Raw genomic sequence first — 20429 nt, forward strand, 5'->3', positions numbered from 1 at the left:
GCCCTGAGCTTGTCGAAGGGCGCTTCTCGGATAGGCGCCCTTCGACAAGCTCAGGGCTACGGTTATAATTCAACGGGTTGATACGACGTCACGGCGTCACAGCAACAGCGCCGCGCCCAGCGACAAGAGGAAGCTCGTCACCGTCGCGACGATGATCGGGGCGAAGCTGCGCCACCCCTGATCGAGCAGCAGGTGCAGCCGCGCCTTCATCGCGGTGGCGACGATCGCGAGCAGCAGCAACGCCTGCGCCGCCGTTGCCGCGCCCGCCGTCACGGGTTGGGGGAGTGCGACCAGCGAATTGATCGCGGCAACACCAAGAAAGCCGAGGATGAACCAGGGCAGGCGGAGCGGAATGCGCGTCTTGCCCGCCGCTGCGCCGTCCTTGCTGTCATCGCTGCGCGCCAGCCACAGCCCGACGAGCATCAGCATCGGCGCGAGCAGCGCGACGCGTGTCAGCTTGACGATCGTCGCCACCTCGCCCGCAGGAGCCGAGAAGGAAAAGCCGCCGCCGATCGCTTGCGCGACGTCGTGGATCGACGCCCCGATCAGGAACCCCGCCTGCGCGTCGCTCAGCCCGAGCTGTGCCGCGAGCACCGGATAGAGCGTCATGGCGAGCGCGCTGGCGACGGTGATGCCGACCAGCGTCAGCGTGAAGCGCGCCTGGTCGACGCGCTTGTCGCCGATCAGCGAATAGAGCGCGAGCGCCGCCGACGCCCCGCAGATCGCGGTCGCGCCGCCCGCGAGCAGCGCCGCATGGCGATCCTGCCGGAACAGCCGCGCGGTGGCGACGGTGATCGCGATGACCGCGATCATGATCGCCGCGAGCAGGGCGAAGGGCAGGGGGCCGAGATCGATGAGCTGGTCGGCGGTGATCCGCGCGCCGACGAGGACGATGCCGACGCGCAGCGCGGTCTGCGACATCAGGTCGAGCCCGGCGTGGGTGCGCTTGTCTTGCGACAGGAAGCTGAGCGCGAGCCCGATCAGCAATCCCATCAGCACCAGCGGCACGGCATAATGATCGGCGAGCCAGGCGGCCGCGAGCGCGGCGATGGCGGTGACGAGGACGCCGTGCAAATAATCGCGCGGGCGGTGCTTTGCCGGCGGGTTCGCCTCGAGCTGCATCTCGCCATAAAGGTCGGCGGCCATCGGCCAGTCGTAATCGGATGCTTTCACGCCGGCTCCCCTGCGCCGCTTTGACCTATGGCGTCCGCTTCGCACATCCGCGCCGGTCGGTCGATAGGCCATTGCTGGCGCGCTGCTCGCTTGCTAGAGGCCGCCATCTCAGCACCCGTAGCTCAGCTGGATAGAGCGCTGCCCTCCGAAGGCAGAGGCCAGGGGTTCGAATCCCTTCGGGTGCGCCATTTTTCCTTATATTTCAATGATATGTTCGGCGATCGGACCGGGGCTTTGCGGCCCGGATTTTGCTGAGCAAGTGTCGCGTCTCTGCCGCGATGATGACCAAGCCATTTTCGACCTGCAGCCGTCCGAATCGAATCCGGCAGAACCCCCTTGTTTCCGGAGTTTTGGTTGTCATGCGGACTTTGCCGTCCGGGTGGCCCTGCCTTTTTCCCTTCCACGAGCGGGTCGGGAGGGGTGAATCGATGTGCTTCACTGTGCGCGATAAACTCCTGCCACAACCCTGGCGGCGAACGGCTGCCCCCCCTCGGTGGGGGGTAGTGATCGGGGCGAGCGCTTTTAGACGTCCGGCTGAAAAGTTGAAAAAATGACAGCTGGGAGAGGGTAATGTTGAAAGCGAAATTTCTCGCGTCGGCCTGCATCGTGACATTGGCGGCAAGCATCGGCGCACAAAATGCGATGGCGCAGGAAGCCGCCGCACCCGTAGCGGACGACGCCGCACCGGATGGGTCCGAGATCATCGTCACCGCGACGCTGCGCAAGGAGAATCTGCAGAAGGTTCCGATCGCGGTCACCGCCGTGACCGGCGAGGCGCTCGAAAAGCGGGGCGTGACCGACCTCAAGTCGCTCGACACCGTCTCGCCGAGCTTCAGCCTGCAAAGCGCCAACTCCGAATCGGGCACGGCGCAGTTGCGTATCCGGGGCATTGGCACATCGGGCAATAATATCGGCCTCGAAAGCGCGGTCGGCATCTTCCTCGACGGGGTCTACCTCAGCCGCCCGGGGGTTGCGCTCGGCGATCTCGTCGATGTGGAACAGGTCGAGATATTGCGCGGTCCGCAAGGCACGTTGTTCGGACGCAACACGTCTTCGGGGGCGCTGAACATCCGCACCCTCAAGCCCGCGCTCGACCGCGTCGAGGGCTTCGCCAATGCGACCTATGGCAATTTCGATCAGTATAGCGTGCAGATGGGCGCGTCCGCGCCGATCATCACCGACCAGCTCGCCGTGCGTCTTTCGGGGGCCTGGCGCCAGCGCGACGGCTGGTTGCGCGACGCGGCCGGTGACGACAATTACAACCGCGACCGCTATCTGGTTCGCGGCCAGCTATATTGGGAACCCAACGCCGACGTCAGTGTCCGGCTGATCGGCGACTATTCGAAATCCAACGAAAATTGCTGCGCGCCGGTGATCATCAGGGAAGGCCGCTATGTGGCGGCGGGCCTCTACACCGCCGTCGGTCTGCCGGCGAATGGCGGGGTCGCCGTTTCGGGGCCGGATGCGGTTCACAGCCGGCGCGCGGCGTCGACCGACCCGTTCATCGACGATCAGCGGCAGTGGGGCCTGTCGGGCCAACTCGACTGGCAGTTCGGCAATGCGGCGTTGACCGCGATCACCAGCTATCGCGATTATCGTTCGAAAACCTCGTCCGATTCCGATGCGACGGCGCTCAACGTCCTTGTCGGGGTCACGTCGCCGTTCAATCCGGCGGGGCGCCTGCCGGGCTACACCGACATCAAGACGTTCAGCCAGGAATTGCGCCTTGCCGGGAGCCTGCTCGATGACCGGTTCGATTATCTGGTCGGCGCCTATTTCGTCGACGAGCGTATCGAGCAGTTGCAGAGCTTTGCCTTCGGACCCGATACCCAGGCCTATTTCAGCACGATCCTGAAATCGCTGGGTGTCCCAGGCACCAACCCAGCGCGCGACATCTTCGCTGCGGGCGTCGATGCGAACGGCACTTATGCGAACAATATGTTCCATCAGTCGTCGCGGAACTGGTCGTTGTTCACCAACAACACCTTCCACATCACCGACGCGATCGGTTTCAACTTCGGCCTGCGCTATTCGAACGATCGCAAGCGTGGATCGTTCGAGCAGATGTCGGCCTCGTCGAATGCCTGTTCGGCCGTTGCCGCCAACACGCCGAACCTGCCGGCATCGCTGCGCCCGCTCGCGCCGTTGATCCAGAGCCTGACCTGCTTCCCGCTGGCGGCGAAGGTTGGGGCGTTCGCCAATGCGCCGGTCGAATTCGACCGCGTCTTCAAGGACGAGCAGCTGGTTTATACGGGCAAGCTCACCGCCGAACTCGGCGCGACGACGAACAGCTATGTCAGCTTCAGTCGCGGCTACAAGGCCGGCGGTTTCAACCTCGATCCCACCGCTGCGATCGGCGGCGCTTCGCCGGCCTTCAAGGCGGAAAAGGTGAACGCCTATGAACTCGGCATCAAGTCGCAGCTCCTCGATCGGGCATTGACGGTCAATCTGGCGCTCTTCCACCAGGATTTTTCGGACTTCCAGGTTCTGGAATTCACCGGGGTGCAATATCTGACCTTCAACGTGCCGAAGGTGAAGAGCAGCGGCGCCGAAATGGAATTCACCGCCCGCGTGTCGCCCGAATTTACGCTTTCGGGCGGGTTGACCTATACCGACGCGCGCTATCCCAAGGATTGCGGGGGCGCCACGCCGCCGGCGCAGGTCGCGACGCTGTGCGGGCAGTCGGTGCAGAATGCCCCCAAGTGGGTCACGGCGATGGCCGCCGATTACAGCAAGGATATCGGTGCGGATCTCAACTTCGGGATCAATGCTTCGGTTCGTATGGAATCCGACCGACGCACCGCGCCGCAGGCGCTGCTGGGGGTGGCGGCGGGGACCGGCACCGAAGGGCCGACGCTGAACTTCATCAAGGGGCCGAACGACATCCAGGACGGCAACGCCAAGGTCAATCTGCGCGCCGGACTCGGCAGCCAGAACGGCAGCTGGCGGGTCGAGCTCTGGGCGAACAATCTGTTCGACGTCCAGACCTATGGCGTCGTCGCCAATACCCCGCTGCGCGGCGCCGGCGCGCTTCCCGGTCCGGTCAATGCCGGCGGCGCGAGCGTGTCGCGGATCGCCTTTCTTCAGGAACCGCGCACCTATGGCGTGACGCTGCGCACGAAATTCTGAGCGCGTCGGCCCGAATTGAAGTTTGCGGCGGGGGAAGCGACGGCTTCCTCCGCCGTTTCTTTGCCGATGAGGCCAGCCGTGCCGCGATCGTCAGTCGACCAGGTCGTGCTGGCGCGCCCAGGTCACCGCATGATAGCGGCTCGACACGCCGAGCTTCTGGAAGACATTCTTCAGATTCCATTTCACCGTTTCGATCGAGATGCCGATCGTCGAGGCGATCCGCTTGTTCGACATATTGGCCGCGAGCAAACGGATGATCTCCTCCTCGCGCGGGCTGAGGGGCGAGGCATTGTCGCCGTTCGGCTGCGCTGCGCTTGTTTCGGGCCGCTCCCGACCGGCCTGATCGCGCAGCATCTCGGCGTAGGTCGCCCCCTTTCCGCCAAGCCGTTTTGAAGCGATCGCCTTGTCGAGCAGCCGCGGCACGGCCTCGCCTTCGTCGAGGAAGGTGCGGACGAGGCCCAAGGGCTCCGCACGCGCAAGCGCGCGTTCGAAATGATCCTGCGACGCCCCGAGCGCGCCCCGGGCTTCGTCGATACGCGCGCGGAGCAGGTCGAATATGACGACCCATTTGCGCTGGTCCAGCGCTTCGGCCTTGGCCCAGGCGGCATCGGCATCCGCCATCGCGTCGTCGAACCGGCGCTCGAAGAGCGCCAGCCGGGCCTGCGCGCAATGGAGGATGAGACCGATTTCGGCGAGCAGGCCGCGCGCGTCGCGGTGACGACGGCCGATCTCCGCGAGTTGCCGGATGGTGGACCGCGCGGCCTCGGCGGCGCGTCCCGCAATCTCGATTTCCAATCGCAACAGCAGGAGATGAGCGGCCCCCCGATCGAGTCCGAAGGAAAGGAATTTCTCCAGATAGGTCTCGATCGCCGCCTGCCCCGCTTTGCGGGAGCGGCGCGCTTCAAGGCGCGCTTCGGTGAGCGCTGCGACGATCATGAACTGCGGAAAGGCGCGCTGCGTGTTCTGTTGTCGATCGGTCAGCATCGCGCGGGCTTCATCGAGCTGGTTGAGTTCGTACAGCGCATGGGCGATGTTGATCCCGATCAAGTCGGCGCCCGCCGATTTGCCGGACTGCAGCGTCATGCTGCGCCGATAGAGATTCTGGAGAAGCGGCAAGGTTTCGGCGATGCGTCCCTGAATCAGCATCGCCATGCCGCGGCCCTCGAGCGCCAGCAACGCCATGCCTTCATTGGAGTCCAGCAACTGGGTCTCATAGCGATCGACCAGATCATAGGCCTCGCCGAAGCGGCCCACGGCGGCGAGCGCGATCGTCTGACCGCCCAACAGAAGGTGACGCTCGAAGCTGCTGGTTTCTGCCGGAACGACGATGTTCTCGATCAATCCGAGGGCGCGGTCGGTATCGTCGCGCCGAAGGGCGATCGTGACCTGCAGCAAGATGCGGCGAAACCGATCCGTCGCGTCCCCCTGGTCGGGGAAATAGGCCTCGAGCGCCGCCGCCTGAGCGGGCGCCCCGACGAGGGCGAGGGTGATGCTGCTGAAATAGACGAGCTTGGGATAGGGCGCGATCGCGGCCAGCGGCAGTGCGTTCACCAGGCGGTGAAGCGCGCCCATCTGACTCAGTCGCCACATCTCGGGCGTCACGCGCTGCGCCACCGAGGCGGCAAAACCCGGATCGTCGCCCTGCGCGGCATGACTGATCGCTTCGACGATCATGTTCTGACCATCGAACCACCGGCTCGCCCGGCGATGATAGCCTTGGATCGTCGCGGCATCCTGCCGCGCGACACGGGTCCGCAGATAGTCGCCGAGCATCGGGTGAAAGCGGAACCATGGTTCGCGATCGTCGGATTCCTCGCGGATCAGCAACAGATTATCCTGTTCGATCTTGTCGATCATCGCGTCGGCATCGTCGCGCCCGGTCATCGCGCGCGCCAGCGGGACGTTGAAGCGTCGGCAAAGCGACAGGATCGCCATGAACGCGGCGACGTCCGGCGGAAGCGCGTCCACGACCTCTTCGGTCAGATAGGCTTGCAGGTCGCCGACGCCCCAGTCGAAACGCCGCCAGTCGACCTCGCTGGCGGGCTGGTTGCGCAGCATGATCGAGAGAAGCTGAAGGCTGGCCGGCCAGCCCTGCGTCCGCTCATGGATGTCCATCGATTGCCCGGCGTCCAGCCGTATCGGGCCGAGGCTGTGTTTCAGGAAGCTGCGCGTTTCGGTCAGGCTGAACGGCAGCTCGGCGCAATCGATCTCGGCGACCTGGCCCATGACGCGGAGTTTGGCGAGGCTGAGCGGCGGCGTGGCGCGCGATGCGAGCGTGACGTGCAGATTTCCCGGGTTGTGATCGATGAGCTTTTGCAGAAACAGGTGCGCGCGCGGGTCGCGAATGTAATGAAAGTCGTCGATCAGGAGGTGCAGTTCGTCGTCGCGCGCCGCGAGCGCATTGACGATGGCGACGACCGCCCGATCGACCAGTCCCGCGCCTTCGCTCACCAGCAGCAGATCCTCGTCGAGCGAAACGCCGAGCTGTTCGAGCCCTGCCAGGCAATGCGCCGCGAACCCAGCCAGGCTATCTTCGTCAGCACTGAGCGAGAGCCAGCAAACACGGTCGCCGCTCTTCATCAGTTCCTGGCGCCATTGCGCCAACAGGCTGGTCTTGCCGAAGCCGGGGCTGCCGGTGACGAGCGTCAGCTTGGCATGACGGTCGCGTCCCAATTTCTTCAGAAGGTCGGTCCGCTGGATATAACGCGAACCGATGCGTGGAGGCGCAAATTTCGCCGACGCCGACAGGGCGTTCAATTCGGTCGATGTGGGAAACCTGTCCATGGGTGTGGACAGTATAGCCGGGCTTCCGCCTATGCCTATCCCCCTCTGTTCGAGGGGTTGCCTGTGGCTGCGGCGCTTTCAATCTGCTTGGGTGTCGGCAAATGGTTCGGGAGAGTGGAAATGGTTCGCATGCAAGGCAAAGGCTTTGGGGACGGTCTCTTCACCGCTGCGGCCTGTCTGGCGTTGGTCGTCGTAACGACGGGTGCGGCGATCGCGCGGCCTCTGGCGACAGGAGCGACGGCGGCAAGCGACGACGACCAGGCTGACAATGCGAAGCGCGGGCTGATCGCGCCGTTCCGGGGCGAGATTCGCGACGACAAGGGCCAGATCATCTGGAATCTTCGCAGCTATGATTTCCTAGACAGTGCCGATGCGGCCGAGACGATCAACCCGTCGCTGCTTCGCCACGCCCGGCTCAATATGCAGGCGGGCCTTTTTCGTGTCGCTGACGGCGTCTACCAGCTGCGCGGCTTCGACCTTGCCAATATGACGATCATCGAGGGCAGCGATGGCCTGATCGTCGTCGATCCGCTGACGGCGACCGAAACGGCGCACGCCGCGATCGAATTCTATTATGGACATCGCCCGCGCCGACCGGTCCGCGCGGTCATCTATACGCACAGCCACCCCGACCATTTCGGGGGTACCGGCGGGGTGGTCGATGAAGCCGATGTCCGGGCGGGCAGGGTCGACGTCTATGCGCCGAAGGGCTTCCTCGGCGAGACGGCGAGCGAGACGGTGTTTGCCGGCACCGCCATGTATCGCCGCGCGCAGTATCAGGGCGGGATGACGATCGAGCCCGGACCGCGGTCGCAGGTCGATGCGGGCCTTGGCAAGGGCGGGCCGCGCGGCGGCACCGCCCGCCTCGTCGCGCCGACGATCGAGATTTCCGAGCCCTATGAAACGCGGCGCATCGCGGGAGTCGAGATCGAGTTCCAGCTGACGCCGGGGACCGAGGCGCCCGCCGAAATGAACTTCTACCTGCCGGCCGCCCGCGCGCTGGGCATGGCGGAAAATGTGGTCCAGACGATGCACAATGTCCTGACGCCGCGCGGCGCGCAGGTTCGCGACGCCAAGGCGTGGGGGCGCTTTATCGATGCCGCACTGGTCCGCTACGGCGACCGCAGCGACGTGCTGTTCGCGCAGCATAATTGGCCGACCTGGGGGAAGGATGCGATCGCGACGCTGCTCGCCGACCAGCGCGACATGTACACTTATACGCATGATCGTGCGCTGCACCTGCTCAATCAGGGGCTGCTGCCCGACGAGATCGCCGAGAAGATGCGGGTGCTGCCGGGTGATCTTGCCAAAAAATGGTCGACGCGCGGCTATTATGGTTCGCTGAGCTTCAACGCGCGGGCGATCTATCAGCGCTATCTGGGCTTCTACGACGGCAATCCGGCGCATCTCGATCCGCTGCCGCCGGTCGAGAAGGCCCAGCGCTTCGTCGCGGCGCTGGGCGGACCCGAACGAGGACTAGAGCTGCTCGCGGCAGCCAATGCCGCGAAGGATTATCGCTGGGCGGTGGAACTGGGGAACCAGCTGGTCTTTGCCGATCCCGGCAATGCCAAGGCAAAAGCGCTGCAGGCCGACGCGCTCGAACAGCTTGGATTTGCCACCGAAAATGCCCTCTGGCGGAATATGTACCTGACCGGCGCCAAGGAACTGCGGACGGGGCGCCCGGCCGGTGGCGGGCGCGGCATCGGCGGTCAGGTGCGGGCCCTCACGCCCGAAATGCTGTTCGACCTGATGGCGATCCGTCTCGACAGCGAGACGGCGCTTGGTCACGACATGACGCTGAACTGGCTTCTCACCGATCGCGATGCGGCGTTCGCGATGACCTTGCGGAATGGCGTGCTGACCTATCGGCCCGGGATGCGCCATGCCAAACCCGACGTCGAAATCTCCCTCAGCGCCGACCGGCTGGCGGCGGTTTCGCAAGGGCAGGCCGTCCTCGCCGATGCCGTCGCGCGCGGCGAGGTGCAGGTCAGCGGCAGCGTCGACAAGGCGGCGGCGCTGATCGGGATGCTGACCACCTTCGACCCGGCCTTCGATATCGTCACGCCGTAGCGGGCGGCGCTTACGCGCCCCGCGCTATTCGGTGACGGGCGTCGCTGCCGGAAAGGTCCAGCGCCCGTCGAGGATTTCGGCGCGCGGACGGTAAAGCCGCACCATATAATTCCAGCCCGCGGTGACGGGCAGGCAGTTGGGGATGCTGGCGGTGCAGCCCCCGAACTGGATCGTCGCGCTCTTGTCCGCCGCATAACGCACGCTCAGATTGTTGAGCGCATAAATCTTCTGCGGATTGGCGATGAGCTGACCCTTGTCGTCATAGACGGTGATCGACCAGAAGGCGTCGACGGGCACCTCGCCGACGCGAAGGCGATAGACGGTCGTGCCGTCGTTGCGCGGCGGGGTGACGTTGAGATAGGTCGCGTCGGCGCGCGGAAGGCCGCCCCACGCGATCGCGGCGCCGATCAGATGTTCGACCGGATCGACATCCGCCGCCGTGCCGAAGGCGCGGTCGAGATTGGGGAGCGTTTCGCCAAGCGCATGGAGCGCGCTCTTCACCTTGGCCTGGCTGACCATATCCCAAACGGGCTCGTCGAAGCGGCCCGGGCCGCCGGGCTGTTCGACGGTCACCGCATCCTGGAGACGGCGGACTTCCTCGATATCGCCGGCACGCGTCGGATCGACGAGGATGCGGAGGCCGACGATCGCGTAGCGGGTGCCGGCGTCGGCGCGGGTGATGCGATAGCTGCCCGTGCCATAGCGGACGAACGGGATGTGGTGATCCTGATTGATCAGCATCAGCGAGAAGAAACGCGACCCCGCGTCGGGCAGGGTGACGGTCACCGGCCCGGCATCGAGGTCGAAGACGGCTGTCGAATAGAGGGTGTCGCGATTGGGGCGGACGACCGTCTGCTTTTCCTGCGGGACGAGATCGCGGTGATGCGAAAAACGGCCGAATCCGCCGCGCGCGACGATGTTCGCGATATATTGGTCGGTCTCGGCGCGCGGGAAATTGGCCGGGGTGACCTGAACAGGCGCGGCGGGCGCGGCGCTCGCGGCGGCGAGACCGAGCGCGAGGATGGCGGCGAATGACATGCTTCTTCTCCTTCAGGGCATCGGTCAGCCGACGCGCCGGTCCCTGCCGGCCCAATATTTGTCGCGCACCGTGCGGCGCAGCACCTTGTGCGCGGCGCTGAGCGGCAGCTCGGACACGAAGATGATCGTCTTCGGCGCCTTGTGCTTGCCGATCCGTTCTTTCACGAACGCGATGAGATCGGCGTCCGCCACATCGTCGCCCGGTTTCAGCACGACTTCGGCATGGACGGCTTCACCCCATTCGGGATGCGGGACGCCGACGACCGCCGAGTTGCTGACCGCCGGATGGGCGTTGATCGCGCTTTCGACCTCGATCGCATAGACGTTGAAGCCGCCGGTGATGACCATGTCCTTCTTGCGGTCGACGATCGTGATGAACCCGCGCGGGTCGCGAAAGCCGAGGTCGCCCGATTTCCAGAAGCCGTCGGCGAATTCCTGCGCGGTCGTTTCGGGGTTACGGAAATAGCCGCGGATATTGGCGCGCGAGCGGATCCATATCTCCCCCGTCGCGCCGGTCGGCAGCTCCTTTCCGTCATCATCGACGATGATCAGCTCGGTTCCCGGCGTCACGCGCCCCGCCGAAGCGAGGCGGAATTCCAGATCGTCGCCTTCCGCCAGATGGTCGGCCTTGTCGAGGAAGGTGGCGGGTTGCCAGCATTCGGTCGAACCATAGATCTGGACGAAGAGATTGCCGAAGCGTGCCTGGAGCGCGGCGAGCTTGACCGCGCTCATCGGCGCCGCGCCATAGAAAACCCAGTCGAGCGTCGAGAGGTCGTAGCGGTCGGCCGATTCCAGTTCGAGCAGGCGATAGCAGAGCGTCGGCACCAGCCCGCCGATCGTGATCTTTTCCGCCTCGACGTTGCGGCACCATTCATCGAGGTCGGGCGCATTTTGCGTGACCATACAGCAGCCGCGAAAGAAGGACGGCAGGACGGTGACCGAGCCGCCATGGCTGAGCGGCGCCATCAGCAGCGAACGGCCGCCCGGACGGAAGGGGTTGTCGGACGGCACATAATAGGCGTCGCGGCCCGCCAGCCAATTGTCGATCGAATATTCGGCGCATTTGCTCTTGCCCGTGGTGCCGCCGGTGAAGCGATAGATGATCGGGTCACCGGTAAGGTCGGTCTCGATACCCGGGTCGGCATCGCTGAGGCCCTCGAGCAAATCCCAGAAATGAGGGACATCGTCGAAAGCGGGGCAGGGGTCCATCGCGACGATCGCGATCCCGCGCTCGCGCAACGGGGCGTGGAAGCGTTCGACCAGTTCGCTTTCGAGGAAAACCACCTTCGGCGCGATCCAGTCGATCTGCCACAGATGTTCGTCGAGCGAATCGCGGTAGTTGGTCCACGCCGCCGCCGCCGCGCCCTTGAGCACCGTCGGGGCATGGAGCAGCGACAGATTGTCATTGTCGAGGATGCACAGATAGCGGTCGCCGCGACCGAGGCCGAGCTTGCCGTGGATCATGTTGATGATCCGATTGGTCAGCCGGTCGAACTCGGCGAAGCTGTACCGGCGGCCGCGCTCGACGTTCACCAGCGCTTCGAGATGCGGGTAGCGGTCGGCGATCTCGCGGGTCGTGCGCGCGAAGTTGATCTTCATGGTGTTTCCTCTTCCCCCTCGCTCTAGCGCGATGCGCCCGACCATGCCCCCCCTCCCCAAGGGGGGTTCGTTCGGCCGATACGGCGCAATAGCCGGAGTCCATCGGACGGGCGCCGAACGCGAAGGCGGGCGCCGCAGCAAAGGAGGACGTCTTGCGCAATCTTACCGAAGCGGAGTTTCTGGACCTCAACGGCCAGGAAATCGGCGTATCCGACTGGATCCTCATCGATCAGGCGCGGGTCAACGGCTTTGCCGAAGCGACGGGCGATTTCCAGTTCATCCATGTCGATCCCGACAAGGCGCGCCATACGCCCTTCGGGCAGACGATCGCGCACGGTTTCCTGACGCTGTCGCTGTTCCCGATGCTGGCCGAGCAGGCCGACCTGCCGCTTCCCGCGGGCATGAAGATGGGCGTCAACTATGGCGGCAACCGGACGCGCTTCCTTGCACCGGTGAAGGTCGGCAAGCGCGTGCGCGGCCGGTTCCGCCAGATCGCCTACGAAGCCAAGGGGACGGGGCAATATCAGCACACGCTCGAATATGTCGTCGAGATCGAGGGCGAGGAAAAGCCGGCGCTGATCGCCGAATGGGTCACGCTCTATTTCGTCTGACTGTCCCCGGGAAAAGGATCGGATTCGCGCATGGAACAGGCGTCCTACGAAAAAATCCTGCTGAGCCGGCGCGGCCGCGTGCTGACCCTGACGCTCAATGCGCCCGAAACGCTCAACGCCACCGACGCCGTGCTCCACGAGGAATTGTCCCACGTCTTCGTTGATGCGGCAGCCGACCCCGATTCGGACATCATCATCCTCACCGGGGCTGGCCGCGCGTTCAGCGCCGGCGGCGATGTCGAGGCGATGCAATTGTCGATCGACAATCCCGCGCTGTTCGAGACGGTGATCTTCGAGGCGAAGCGAATCATCTTTTCGCTGCTCGACTGCGAGAAGCCGATCATCGCCAAGGTCAACGGCCATGCGATGGGGCTTGGCGCGACGATCGCGCTGTTTTGCGACATCATCTACGCCGCCGACCATGCCAAGATCGGCGACCCGCATGTCTCGGTCGGCTTCGTCGCGGGTGACGGCGGGTCGGTGATCTGGCCGCAGCTCATCGGCTTTGCGCGCGCGAAGGAATATCTCCTCACCGGGCGTCCGCTTTCGGCCGCGCAGGCCGCCGAAATTGGCTTGATCAACCGGGCCTTGCCGGCCGCCGAGCTCGACGAGGCGGTCGACCGGCTCGCCGACGAGCTCGCTGCGGGGGCGACCAAGGCGATCCGCTGGACCAAGGTGACGATCAATATCGCGCTCAAGCAGCTTGCGCACAGCATGATGGACACCGGCCTCGCCTATGAAGCCATGTCGAACCTGACCGACGAGCATCGCGATCTTGTCCGCGCCTTTCGCGAGAAAGCGGTCAAGGGATGAGCATGGCCGCATCGACGGTTGCGCCGGGCGCGCTTGCCGGCCGGTCGGCGATCGTGACGGGTGCGGCCGGCGGAATCGGCTTTGCGATCGCAAGGAAGCTGAACCAGCTGGGCGCCGAAGTCACGATCATGGACCGCGATGTCGAGCGCGCGCGCAAGGCCGCCGAACCCTTGCTCGCGTCGGGTTGTACCGTCGTCGGCGGCGACGTTCGCGAAGAAGCCGAGCTGAAAGCGGTGTTCGACCACGCCATCGCCACCTTCGGCAAGGTCGACATATTGGTCAACAATGCGGGTATCGCCGAGCATGTCATCCCGACCGTCGACCAGAAGCTCGAGACATGGCAGCGGCTGATGGACGTCCATCTGCGCGCGGCGTTCATCACCAGCCAGCTTTTCGCGCGCCATGTGCTGGGGCGGCAGGGGCAGGGGAATATCGTCAATATCTCGTCGATCACGGCGCTCAGGCCGATGCGCGGATCGAACGGCTATGTCGTCGCGAAAGCCGCGCTGGCGACGATGACCCAGACGATGGCGGCCGAGTGGAGCGGGTTGGGCATCCGCGTCAACGCGGTCGCGCCGGGCTTTACGCGCACCGCGCTGGCGGGCGCGCCCGGCGAGATCGGCGCCGATTTCAGCGACGTCCTCTCGCGGATTCCGATGCGGCGCCTGGGGCGGCCCGACGAGATCGCCGAGGTGGTCGCCTTCCTTGCCTCTGACGCGGCGTCCTATGTGTCGGGCGCGATGATCGCGGTCGATGGCGGCTGGGCGGTCAACTGCGGACCTTAGCCCCCCCATTTCGAGCGGTTCGATCGCGGGACGAGCGCGAGCAATGAGATAGGCGGCGTCGCGGCGGTGCGCGCCGCGTCACCATGTATCGGAGTTGCCCAATGGATTTTCAGCCCGACCCGACAATCGAGGCGTTTCGCGAGACGGTCCGCGCTTTCCTGCGCGACAAGCTGCCCGCCGACCTCGTTCAGGAAGGCCTTGCGATGGTTTCGCCGCGCGAGACGACGAGCCGGTGGCAGCGGATATTGACGGGACATGGCTGGGGAGCACCCTATTGGGAGAAGCAGCACGGCGGAACGGGATGGAGCGTCGAGCAGCAACTGGTTTTCGACGAAGAATGCTCCGCGGCCGGAGCCCCGAAGCTGGAGGGGTTCGCGCATAAATTGCTCGGCCCCGTGCTCAACCATTTTGCGACGCCGGACCAGTGGCGGGTCCATGTGCCGGCGATCATGCAGGGCGAACGCCATTGGTGTCAGGGCTTTTCGGAGCCGGGTTCGGGTTCCGACCTCGCGTCGCTGCGCACCCGCGCCGAAGTGCGCGACGACCGCTATGTCGTCAACGGCCAGAAAATCTGGACCAGCTACGCGCATCAGGCGGATTGGATATTCCTGCTCGTCCGCACCAATCCTGAGGCGAAGAAGCAGGCGGGAATCAGCTTCCTGCTGGTCGACATGAAAACGCCGGGGATCACCGTTCGCCCGATCGTCAGCATCGATAGCGAACATCATCTGAACGAAGTGTTCTTCGACGAGGTCGAGGTGCCGGTCGGCAATCTGATCGGCGAGGAAGGCATGGGCTGGAGCATCACCAAGTTCCTGCTCAACAACGAGCATGCCACCACGGCCGACCTGCCTGTCCTCAAATCCTATATGGCGCGGATGAAGACGCTGGCACGGACGCTCCGGATCGGGGGCGTGCCCCTGATCGAGCGCGAAGACTATGCGGTCCAGATCGCGCGTTTCGAGGCCGAATTGCGGGCCGTTGCGATGATGGTTCAGCGGTCCGCCGCGCTGCACGGCGATCAGGGGCATTTCGCCCATGCGCTCGGATCGATGCTGAAGCTTCGCGGAACCGACCTCCAGCAGCGCATGTCGCTCTTCCTTGTCGAGATGCTCGGCGACGATGGCGCCCTCGCCGCGCCCGATACCGGGCAGGGGCTGGCGCGCGAGATGTTCTTCCGCCGCGCCGCGACAATCTATGGCGGCTCGAACGAGGTTCAGCGCGGGATCGTCGCGAAATTGATGTTCGGTTTTTGAGGAGCAGACGATGGACTTCACTCTCACGACCGAGCAGCAGATGCTCAGCGACAGCGTCGCCCGCTTCGTCCAGAACGAATATGATTTCGACGCGCGGACGAAGATCGTGGCGGCGGGCGCGGGCGGAGCGCCGGCCAACTGGCGTATCTTCGCCGAAAATGGCTGGCTTGCGGCTTGCTGTCCCGAGGCGTTCGGTGGTTTCGGCGGCGGCGCGATCGAGGCGGCGATCATCGCCGAGCAATTCGGTCGCGGACTGGTCATCGAACCCTGGCTGGGCTGCGCGGTACTGGCGACGCAGACGCTGCTCGCGAGCGACGATGCCGCCGTCAAGGCGGAGTGGCTGCCCGCGCTCTGCGAGGGAAGGCGACGGCTCGCGGTCGCGTGGAGCGAGCCCGGATCGCGCGGTGCGCCGCATATCGCCGAGACCCTTGCCGAAGGGGAAGGCAGCGGCCTGCGGCTGACCGGACGCAAGACATTGGTGCTCGGCGGCGTGGGCGCCGACGCCTATCTGGTGTCGGCGCGCGATGCGCGCGGGATCGGGCTTTTCCTCGTCGACGCCGATGCGGCGGGACTGACGGCGACGCCGACCCCGCTTCACGACGGGAGCATTGCGGCTTCGCTTGTCCTCGACGGGGTTCCGGCGCGGCGGCTGGCGGGCGATGGCCTCCCGGCGCTCGAAACGGGGCTGGCGCACGCCATCTGTGCGCTCTGCGCCGAACTTGTCGGCGGCATGGAGCGCGCGATCGAGATTTCGGCCGACTATCTGCGGACGCGCAAGCAATTCGGCGTCACCATCGGCAGCTTCCAGAGCCTTCAGCACCGGATCGCCGACATGGCGGCGGAAAAGGAACTGGCGCGCTCGACGCTGTTCGCGGCGCTCGCTTCGATCGAAAATGACGATGCGATCCAGCGCGCGCCCGTGCTGTCGGGCGCCAAGGCGCTGGTCGCCGATGCGGCGCGCAATGTGTGCGCGCAGGCGATCCAGCTCCACGGCGGGATCGGCATGACCGAGGAATGTGCGGTCGGCCATTATTTCAAGCGCGCGGTGGTCGCCGAAACGCTGTTCGGCGGCAGGAGCGTGCATGAGGCCCGATGTACGCAGGCGCTGATCGCCGAGCTTCGGGAGGATGCGGCATGACCCGCGGCACCGGACCGCTCGCGGGGCTTCGCGTCCTCGAAATCGCGGGTATCGGCCCTGCGCCCTTCTGTGGCATGTTGCTGGCGGACCTCGGGGCCGATGTCGTGATCATCGACCGGACCGTGCCCAACGGCGAGACGATCGACCTCGGGCCCGCAGCGATCACCAATCGCGGCAAACGCTCGATCGCGCTGGATCTCAAGAGCCGGGAGGGCATCGACACCGTGCTCGATCTCGTCGGGCGCTCGGATGTCCTGATCGAGGGGATGCGGCCGGGTGTGATGGAGCGGTTGGGCCTTGGCCCCGACATCTGCCTCGCCCGCAATCCGGCGCTGGTCTTTGGCCGGATGACGGGATGGGGGCAGGATGGTCCGCTGTCGCTGGCTGCGGGACACGACCTCAATTATATCGGCCTGTCGGGCGCGCTCTGGTACGCGGGGCAGCCGGGCGAACCGCCGCTCGCCCCGCCGAGCCTGGTGGGCGATATCGGCGGCGGCGCGCTCTATCTGATCGTCGGTGTGCTGGCGGCCGTGATGCATGCGCGCGGCACCGGCGAAGGACAGGTGGTCGATGCCGCGATCGTCGACGGCAGCGCGCATCTGACAAGCCTGTTGCTCGGACTGAAGGCGGGCGGTGCGATGGTGACCGAGCGGGGGCGGAGCGGCCTTGATGGCTCCTATTGGTATTCGACGTATCGCTGCGCCGACGGCGGTTTCATCACCCTGGGTGCGGTCGAACCGAAATTCTATCACCTGCTGCGCGAAAAGCTGGGCCTGCTGGGCGATCCGGCCTTCGATCAGCAGAATGACGTTGACGGATGGCCGGCGCTGCGGGCGCGCTTCGAGAGCCTGTTTGCGACGCGCTCGCGGGCCGAGTGGTGTGACTTGCTTGAGGGCACCGACGTCTGCTTTGCGCCGGTTCTGACGCCCGAGGAAGCGGCGGTTCATCCCCATATGGCCGCGCGCGGGGTCTATCAGGAACGGGACGGCGTGCTTCAGGCCGCACCCGCACCGCGCTTTTCGGGCACGCCGGCGCTGGACATCGGCGCCGTGCCGGTCCGGGGGCGCGACATCGGCGGCGTGCTCGCGGATTGGCTGGGCAGCGGTTCAGCCGGAGGCGAAAAAGCGGGGGTTGCCGCGACCGGCTAGGCCTTTCTCGTTTGCCGGGTCAGTCGATCAGTCCCTGTCGGCGCGCCCAGACCATCGCGTCATAGCGGCTCGACACGCCAAGCTTGGTGAAGATGTTCTTGAGGTTCCACTTCACCGTCTCGACACTGATGCCCAGCGTCAGCGCGATGCGCTTGTTCGACATGCCCGCCGCGACCAGTTCGACGATTTCCACCTCGCGGCCGGTCAGCAGGGTGTCGGTGGTGGTGGCCGGCCCCTCCGCCGCCCCGCCGCTGGCGCTGCCGACCGAAGCCTGCCGGACCAGTTCGGCTGCATGGGAAGGCGGGGTCGCGCCCGGCGCCGCGAGGGCCGCGAGCTCGCGCAGCAGCATGAGGAGGACCGGACCTTCATCCAGAAAAGTCCGAACGAAGCCGAGCCGCCCACCCAGTGCGACCGTCGCCGCGAGATGCGCCAGCGCATCGGCGCGCCGCCCCGATTTTTCCAACGCCAGGACGGCGATGAGCGCGGCGGTGATTTCGAGCTGCTTGCGGCCGCTGGCCGCTGCGGCCTCGCGCATGGCTTCGGCGCCGCGCAGCGCGGCCTCATTGTCGTCCCTCGCCATATCCAGCCGCGCGTGGGCGAGCCCGATCACGATCGGAATTTCGGCTGCAAAGCTGGCGCGCGAGGCGGCGGCGGCGGTCGCCATCGTGTCGAGTTGCGCAGCGATGGCTTGCGCGGTTTGAAACTGGCCATCCGCAAGCAGGATGCGGACCTGTTCGGCGCCGAGATAGGCCGTGCCGCGGTCGAGACCGAGCGAACGGAAATAGCCCTTTTGTCGTTCGAGGAGCGCCAGCGCGGCTTCGGCCGATTCCTGGAGGTGATCGAGCCGCACGCGGCAAAGCGTCGCCCAGATCATCATCTGCGGCGCCGACGTCTGACGATTGTTTTGCCGCTTTGCCAGCAGCTCGCGCGCGTCGTCGATGCGGTTGCGCTCATAGCAAATGACGCTGCGCGTCGCCGCGCTCAGGTTCGCGCAGGTCGATGCGCGGCCGTGAATCGCCACCGCGCGCGCATAGTTGAAGTCGGATACCGGTTCGGCTTCGCGAATATGTCCGGCGACGAGCAGCGCAAAGGTCCGGCTGCCGGTCGCGCGCATGGCCAGGTCGTCGTCGGCATCCTCGGGCGGGATGGGATTGAGATCGTGCAGCCGCAGGGCGTCATCGAGCCGACCGGCCCCGGCGAGGCAAGCGACGCGCGCCATCAGATAGACATAGCGTTCAAAGGCCGTGCCGGCGTCGGACGGCTCAAAGGGCTCGAGGTGGTCGAGGCAGCGGGTCGAATCGTCCTGCTGAAGCGCCATCGACGCCTTGATGAGCGCAATGCGGAAGGCGAAGGCAGGGGCGTTGGCCACGGCGCATTCGCCGAGCCGGTTGAGCCAGGCGTTCGCGCGCGTCGATGCCCCCGTCATCGAAAGCGTCAGGCTGCCGAGGTACAGAATTCGCGGATGGGTGGCGATCGCGTCGAGCGAAAGATTGTCCACAAGATGGAGCAATGGTCCCAGATAGCTGAGTTTCCAGCTGCCCGGCACCGCTTGTTCGATGATGTCGACCGCCTCGTCGATGTCCCCGGCGAGCGTCGCATGGCGGACGGCCTCGACGACGAACCGGCGTTTGGCGAACCAGCGGCTCGCCCGGCGATGGCACTCGGCGACCTCGCTTGCGCCACGTCGCGCGAGGCGTGCGGAAAGAAATTCGTTGAACAGGGGATGGAAGCGAAACCATGCCGCGCGCGCGTCGGATTCGGCGCGCATGATCAGCAGATTTTCCTCCTCGATGCGGTCGATCAGCGCGGCGGCATCGCCCCGCCCGGTGATGGCTTCGGCGAGCGAGGCATTGAAGCGCCGGGCGATCGACAGCGATTCCATGAAAGCCGTCACCTCGGCCGGCAGGTCGCCGACGACATCCTCCCACAGATAATTCTGAAGGTCGGAAGACTGCCGCGCGAGGTCGGGAAGCGATGACCGGCCTTCGGGGCGGTTCTTCAGCATGATCGAAACCAGCTGGAGGCTCGCCGGCCAGCCATTGGTATGATCGTGGATGAGGCCGACCTCTTCGGAATCGAGCTTCACGCTCGTCACATTCTGTTCGAGAAATTCGCGCGTTTCGGCGCGGTCGAACGGCAATTCGCCGCACTCGATCTCGGCCACCTCTTCCAGCGCGCGCAGGCGCGCGACGCTGAGCGGCGGCAAGGCGCGCGAGGCGATGACGAGATGGAGATTGCCCGGTCCTTCATCGAGCAGTTTCTGGACGAGCTGGTGCGCGCGCGGATCCTCGACATGGTGATAATCGTCGAGGATCAGATAGAGGTCGCCGCGCGTGTCGGCGATATTGTTGTTGATCGCCGCGACCATGTCGTCGGCATGGCTCCGGTCGTCGGCGGCGAAGAGCAGTTCGTCGCTCAGCGCCATGCCAAGCCGTCCAAGCGCGGCGATCAGGTGGGTACGGAAATTGGGGAGCAATTTCTCGTCGGCGTGGAGCGAGAGCCATGCGACCTGCGCGCCGGCCGCCATCAGCTCCTGTCGCCATTGTGCCAGCAGGATCGTCTTCCCGAAGCCGGCGCTGCCGGTGACCAGCGTCAGTCGGCGGCGGCGGTCGCGACCGAGCGCGGAGAGCAGATGGGTGCGCATGATGTAGCGCGACCCGATCCGCGGCGGCGCGAACTTCGTCGAAACAAGCAGGCGTTCGAGATCGGTTGAAAGCGGTGGTGAGGGCATGTCGGGGGCGATCATAGGGTGGTCCGCGTCGATTGGGAATTCCCTGTGCCGCCCCCGGCCCCTGGCTTCCCACCCCCCACCAAGGGGGGTTCGATCGCGAACCCGCCCGCTCATATTCGCAAGCATCAACCAGACCGGGATGGAGCGAACGTGC

General features: G+C 65.5%; 13 protein-coding genes and 1 tRNA gene. 9 read left to right on the forward strand and 5 right to left on the reverse strand.

Going from position 1 to position 20429, the window contains the following annotated elements:
* Positions 1–96: 96 nt before the first annotated feature.
* Complete coding sequence (locus tag ACREB7_RS11230; protein ID WP_431592384.1) at positions 97–1146, reverse strand: YeiH family protein; 1050 nt, start codon at positions 1144–1146, stop codon at positions 97–99.
* 138 nt (positions 1147–1284) lie between these two features.
* Between ACREB7_RS11230 and ACREB7_RS11235 the strand changes: the two genes are divergently transcribed.
* Positions 1285–1361 (forward strand) — tRNA-Arg (locus ACREB7_RS11235).
* A 382-nt stretch (positions 1362–1743) separates the two neighbouring features.
* Positions 1744–4302 (forward strand): TonB-dependent receptor, encoded by a 2559-nt coding sequence (locus tag ACREB7_RS11240; protein ID WP_431592360.1) that lies wholly within the window; start codon positions 1744–1746, stop codon positions 4300–4302.
* A gap of 90 nt (positions 4303–4392) precedes the next feature.
* Here ACREB7_RS11240 and ACREB7_RS11245 read toward each other — a convergent pair whose 3' ends face one another.
* The gene (locus ACREB7_RS11245; RefSeq protein ID WP_431592361.1) at positions 4393–7086 is read right to left on the reverse strand and encodes a LuxR C-terminal-related transcriptional regulator; all 2694 of its coding nucleotides are present in this window, start codon (positions 7084–7086) and stop codon (positions 4393–4395) included.
* A gap of 120 nt (positions 7087–7206) precedes the next feature.
* On the opposite strand from ACREB7_RS11245, the gene ACREB7_RS11250 reads away from it, so the two are divergent.
* On the forward strand, positions 7207–9156 hold the full coding sequence (locus tag ACREB7_RS11250; protein ID WP_431592362.1) for an alkyl/aryl-sulfatase: 1950 nt from the start codon (positions 7207–7209) through the stop codon (positions 9154–9156).
* A 24-nt stretch (positions 9157–9180) separates the two neighbouring features.
* Here the strand turns inward: ACREB7_RS11250 and ACREB7_RS11255 are convergent, their stop codons facing one another.
* Positions 9181–10194 (reverse strand): DUF1254 domain-containing protein, encoded by a 1014-nt coding sequence (locus ACREB7_RS11255; RefSeq protein ID WP_431592363.1) that lies wholly within the window; start codon positions 10192–10194, stop codon positions 9181–9183.
* Positions 10195–10218: 24 nt separating this feature from the next.
* Positions 10219–11793 carry an AMP-binding protein gene (locus ACREB7_RS11260; protein ID WP_431592364.1) on the reverse strand — a complete coding sequence of 525 codons (1575 nt, stop codon included), beginning with the start codon at positions 11791–11793 and terminating at the stop codon, positions 10219–10221.
* A 152-nt stretch (positions 11794–11945) separates the two neighbouring features.
* Between ACREB7_RS11260 and ACREB7_RS11265 the strand changes: the two genes are divergently transcribed.
* From ACREB7_RS11265 to ACREB7_RS11290, 6 genes are all read left to right on the forward strand, one after another.
* Positions 11946–12404, forward strand: a complete 459-nt coding sequence (locus tag ACREB7_RS11265) for a MaoC family dehydratase (RefSeq protein ID WP_431592365.1) — start codon at positions 11946–11948, stop codon at positions 12402–12404.
* A gap of 30 nt (positions 12405–12434) precedes the next feature.
* Positions 12435–13217: an enoyl-CoA hydratase/isomerase family protein gene (locus ACREB7_RS11270; protein ID WP_431592366.1), complete on the forward strand. Its 783-nt coding sequence runs from the start codon at positions 12435–12437 to the stop codon at positions 13215–13217.
* Positions 13218–13219: 2 nt separating this feature from the next.
* Positions 13220–14002, forward strand: coding sequence for an SDR family NAD(P)-dependent oxidoreductase (locus ACREB7_RS11275; RefSeq protein ID WP_431592367.1), 783 nt, complete (start codon positions 13220–13222; stop codon positions 14000–14002).
* A 101-nt stretch (positions 14003–14103) separates the two neighbouring features.
* Positions 14104–15258 carry an acyl-CoA dehydrogenase family protein gene (locus ACREB7_RS11280; protein WP_431592368.1) on the forward strand — a complete coding sequence of 385 codons (1155 nt, stop codon included), beginning with the start codon at positions 14104–14106 and terminating at the stop codon, positions 15256–15258.
* Between the two features lie 10 nt (positions 15259–15268).
* On the forward strand, positions 15269–16396 hold the full coding sequence (locus tag ACREB7_RS11285) for an acyl-CoA dehydrogenase family protein (RefSeq protein WP_431592369.1): 1128 nt from the start codon (positions 15269–15271) through the stop codon (positions 16394–16396).
* Positions 16393–17544, forward strand: a complete 1152-nt coding sequence (locus tag ACREB7_RS11290; protein ID WP_431592370.1) for a CaiB/BaiF CoA transferase family protein — start codon at positions 16393–16395, stop codon at positions 17542–17544. Before ACREB7_RS11285 ends, ACREB7_RS11290 begins: the two co-directional genes overlap by 4 nt.
* A 19-nt stretch (positions 17545–17563) precedes the next feature.
* On the opposite strand, the gene ACREB7_RS11295 is transcribed toward ACREB7_RS11290, so the two are convergent.
* Positions 17564–20290, reverse strand: coding sequence for a LuxR C-terminal-related transcriptional regulator (locus tag ACREB7_RS11295; RefSeq protein WP_431592371.1), 2727 nt, complete (start codon positions 20288–20290; stop codon positions 17564–17566).
* Positions 20291–20429: the final 139 nt, after the last annotated feature.

The organism is Sphingopyxis sp. (assembly GCF_050725615.1).
Taxonomy (GTDB): Bacteria; Pseudomonadota; Alphaproteobacteria; order Sphingomonadales; family Sphingomonadaceae; genus Sphingopyxis.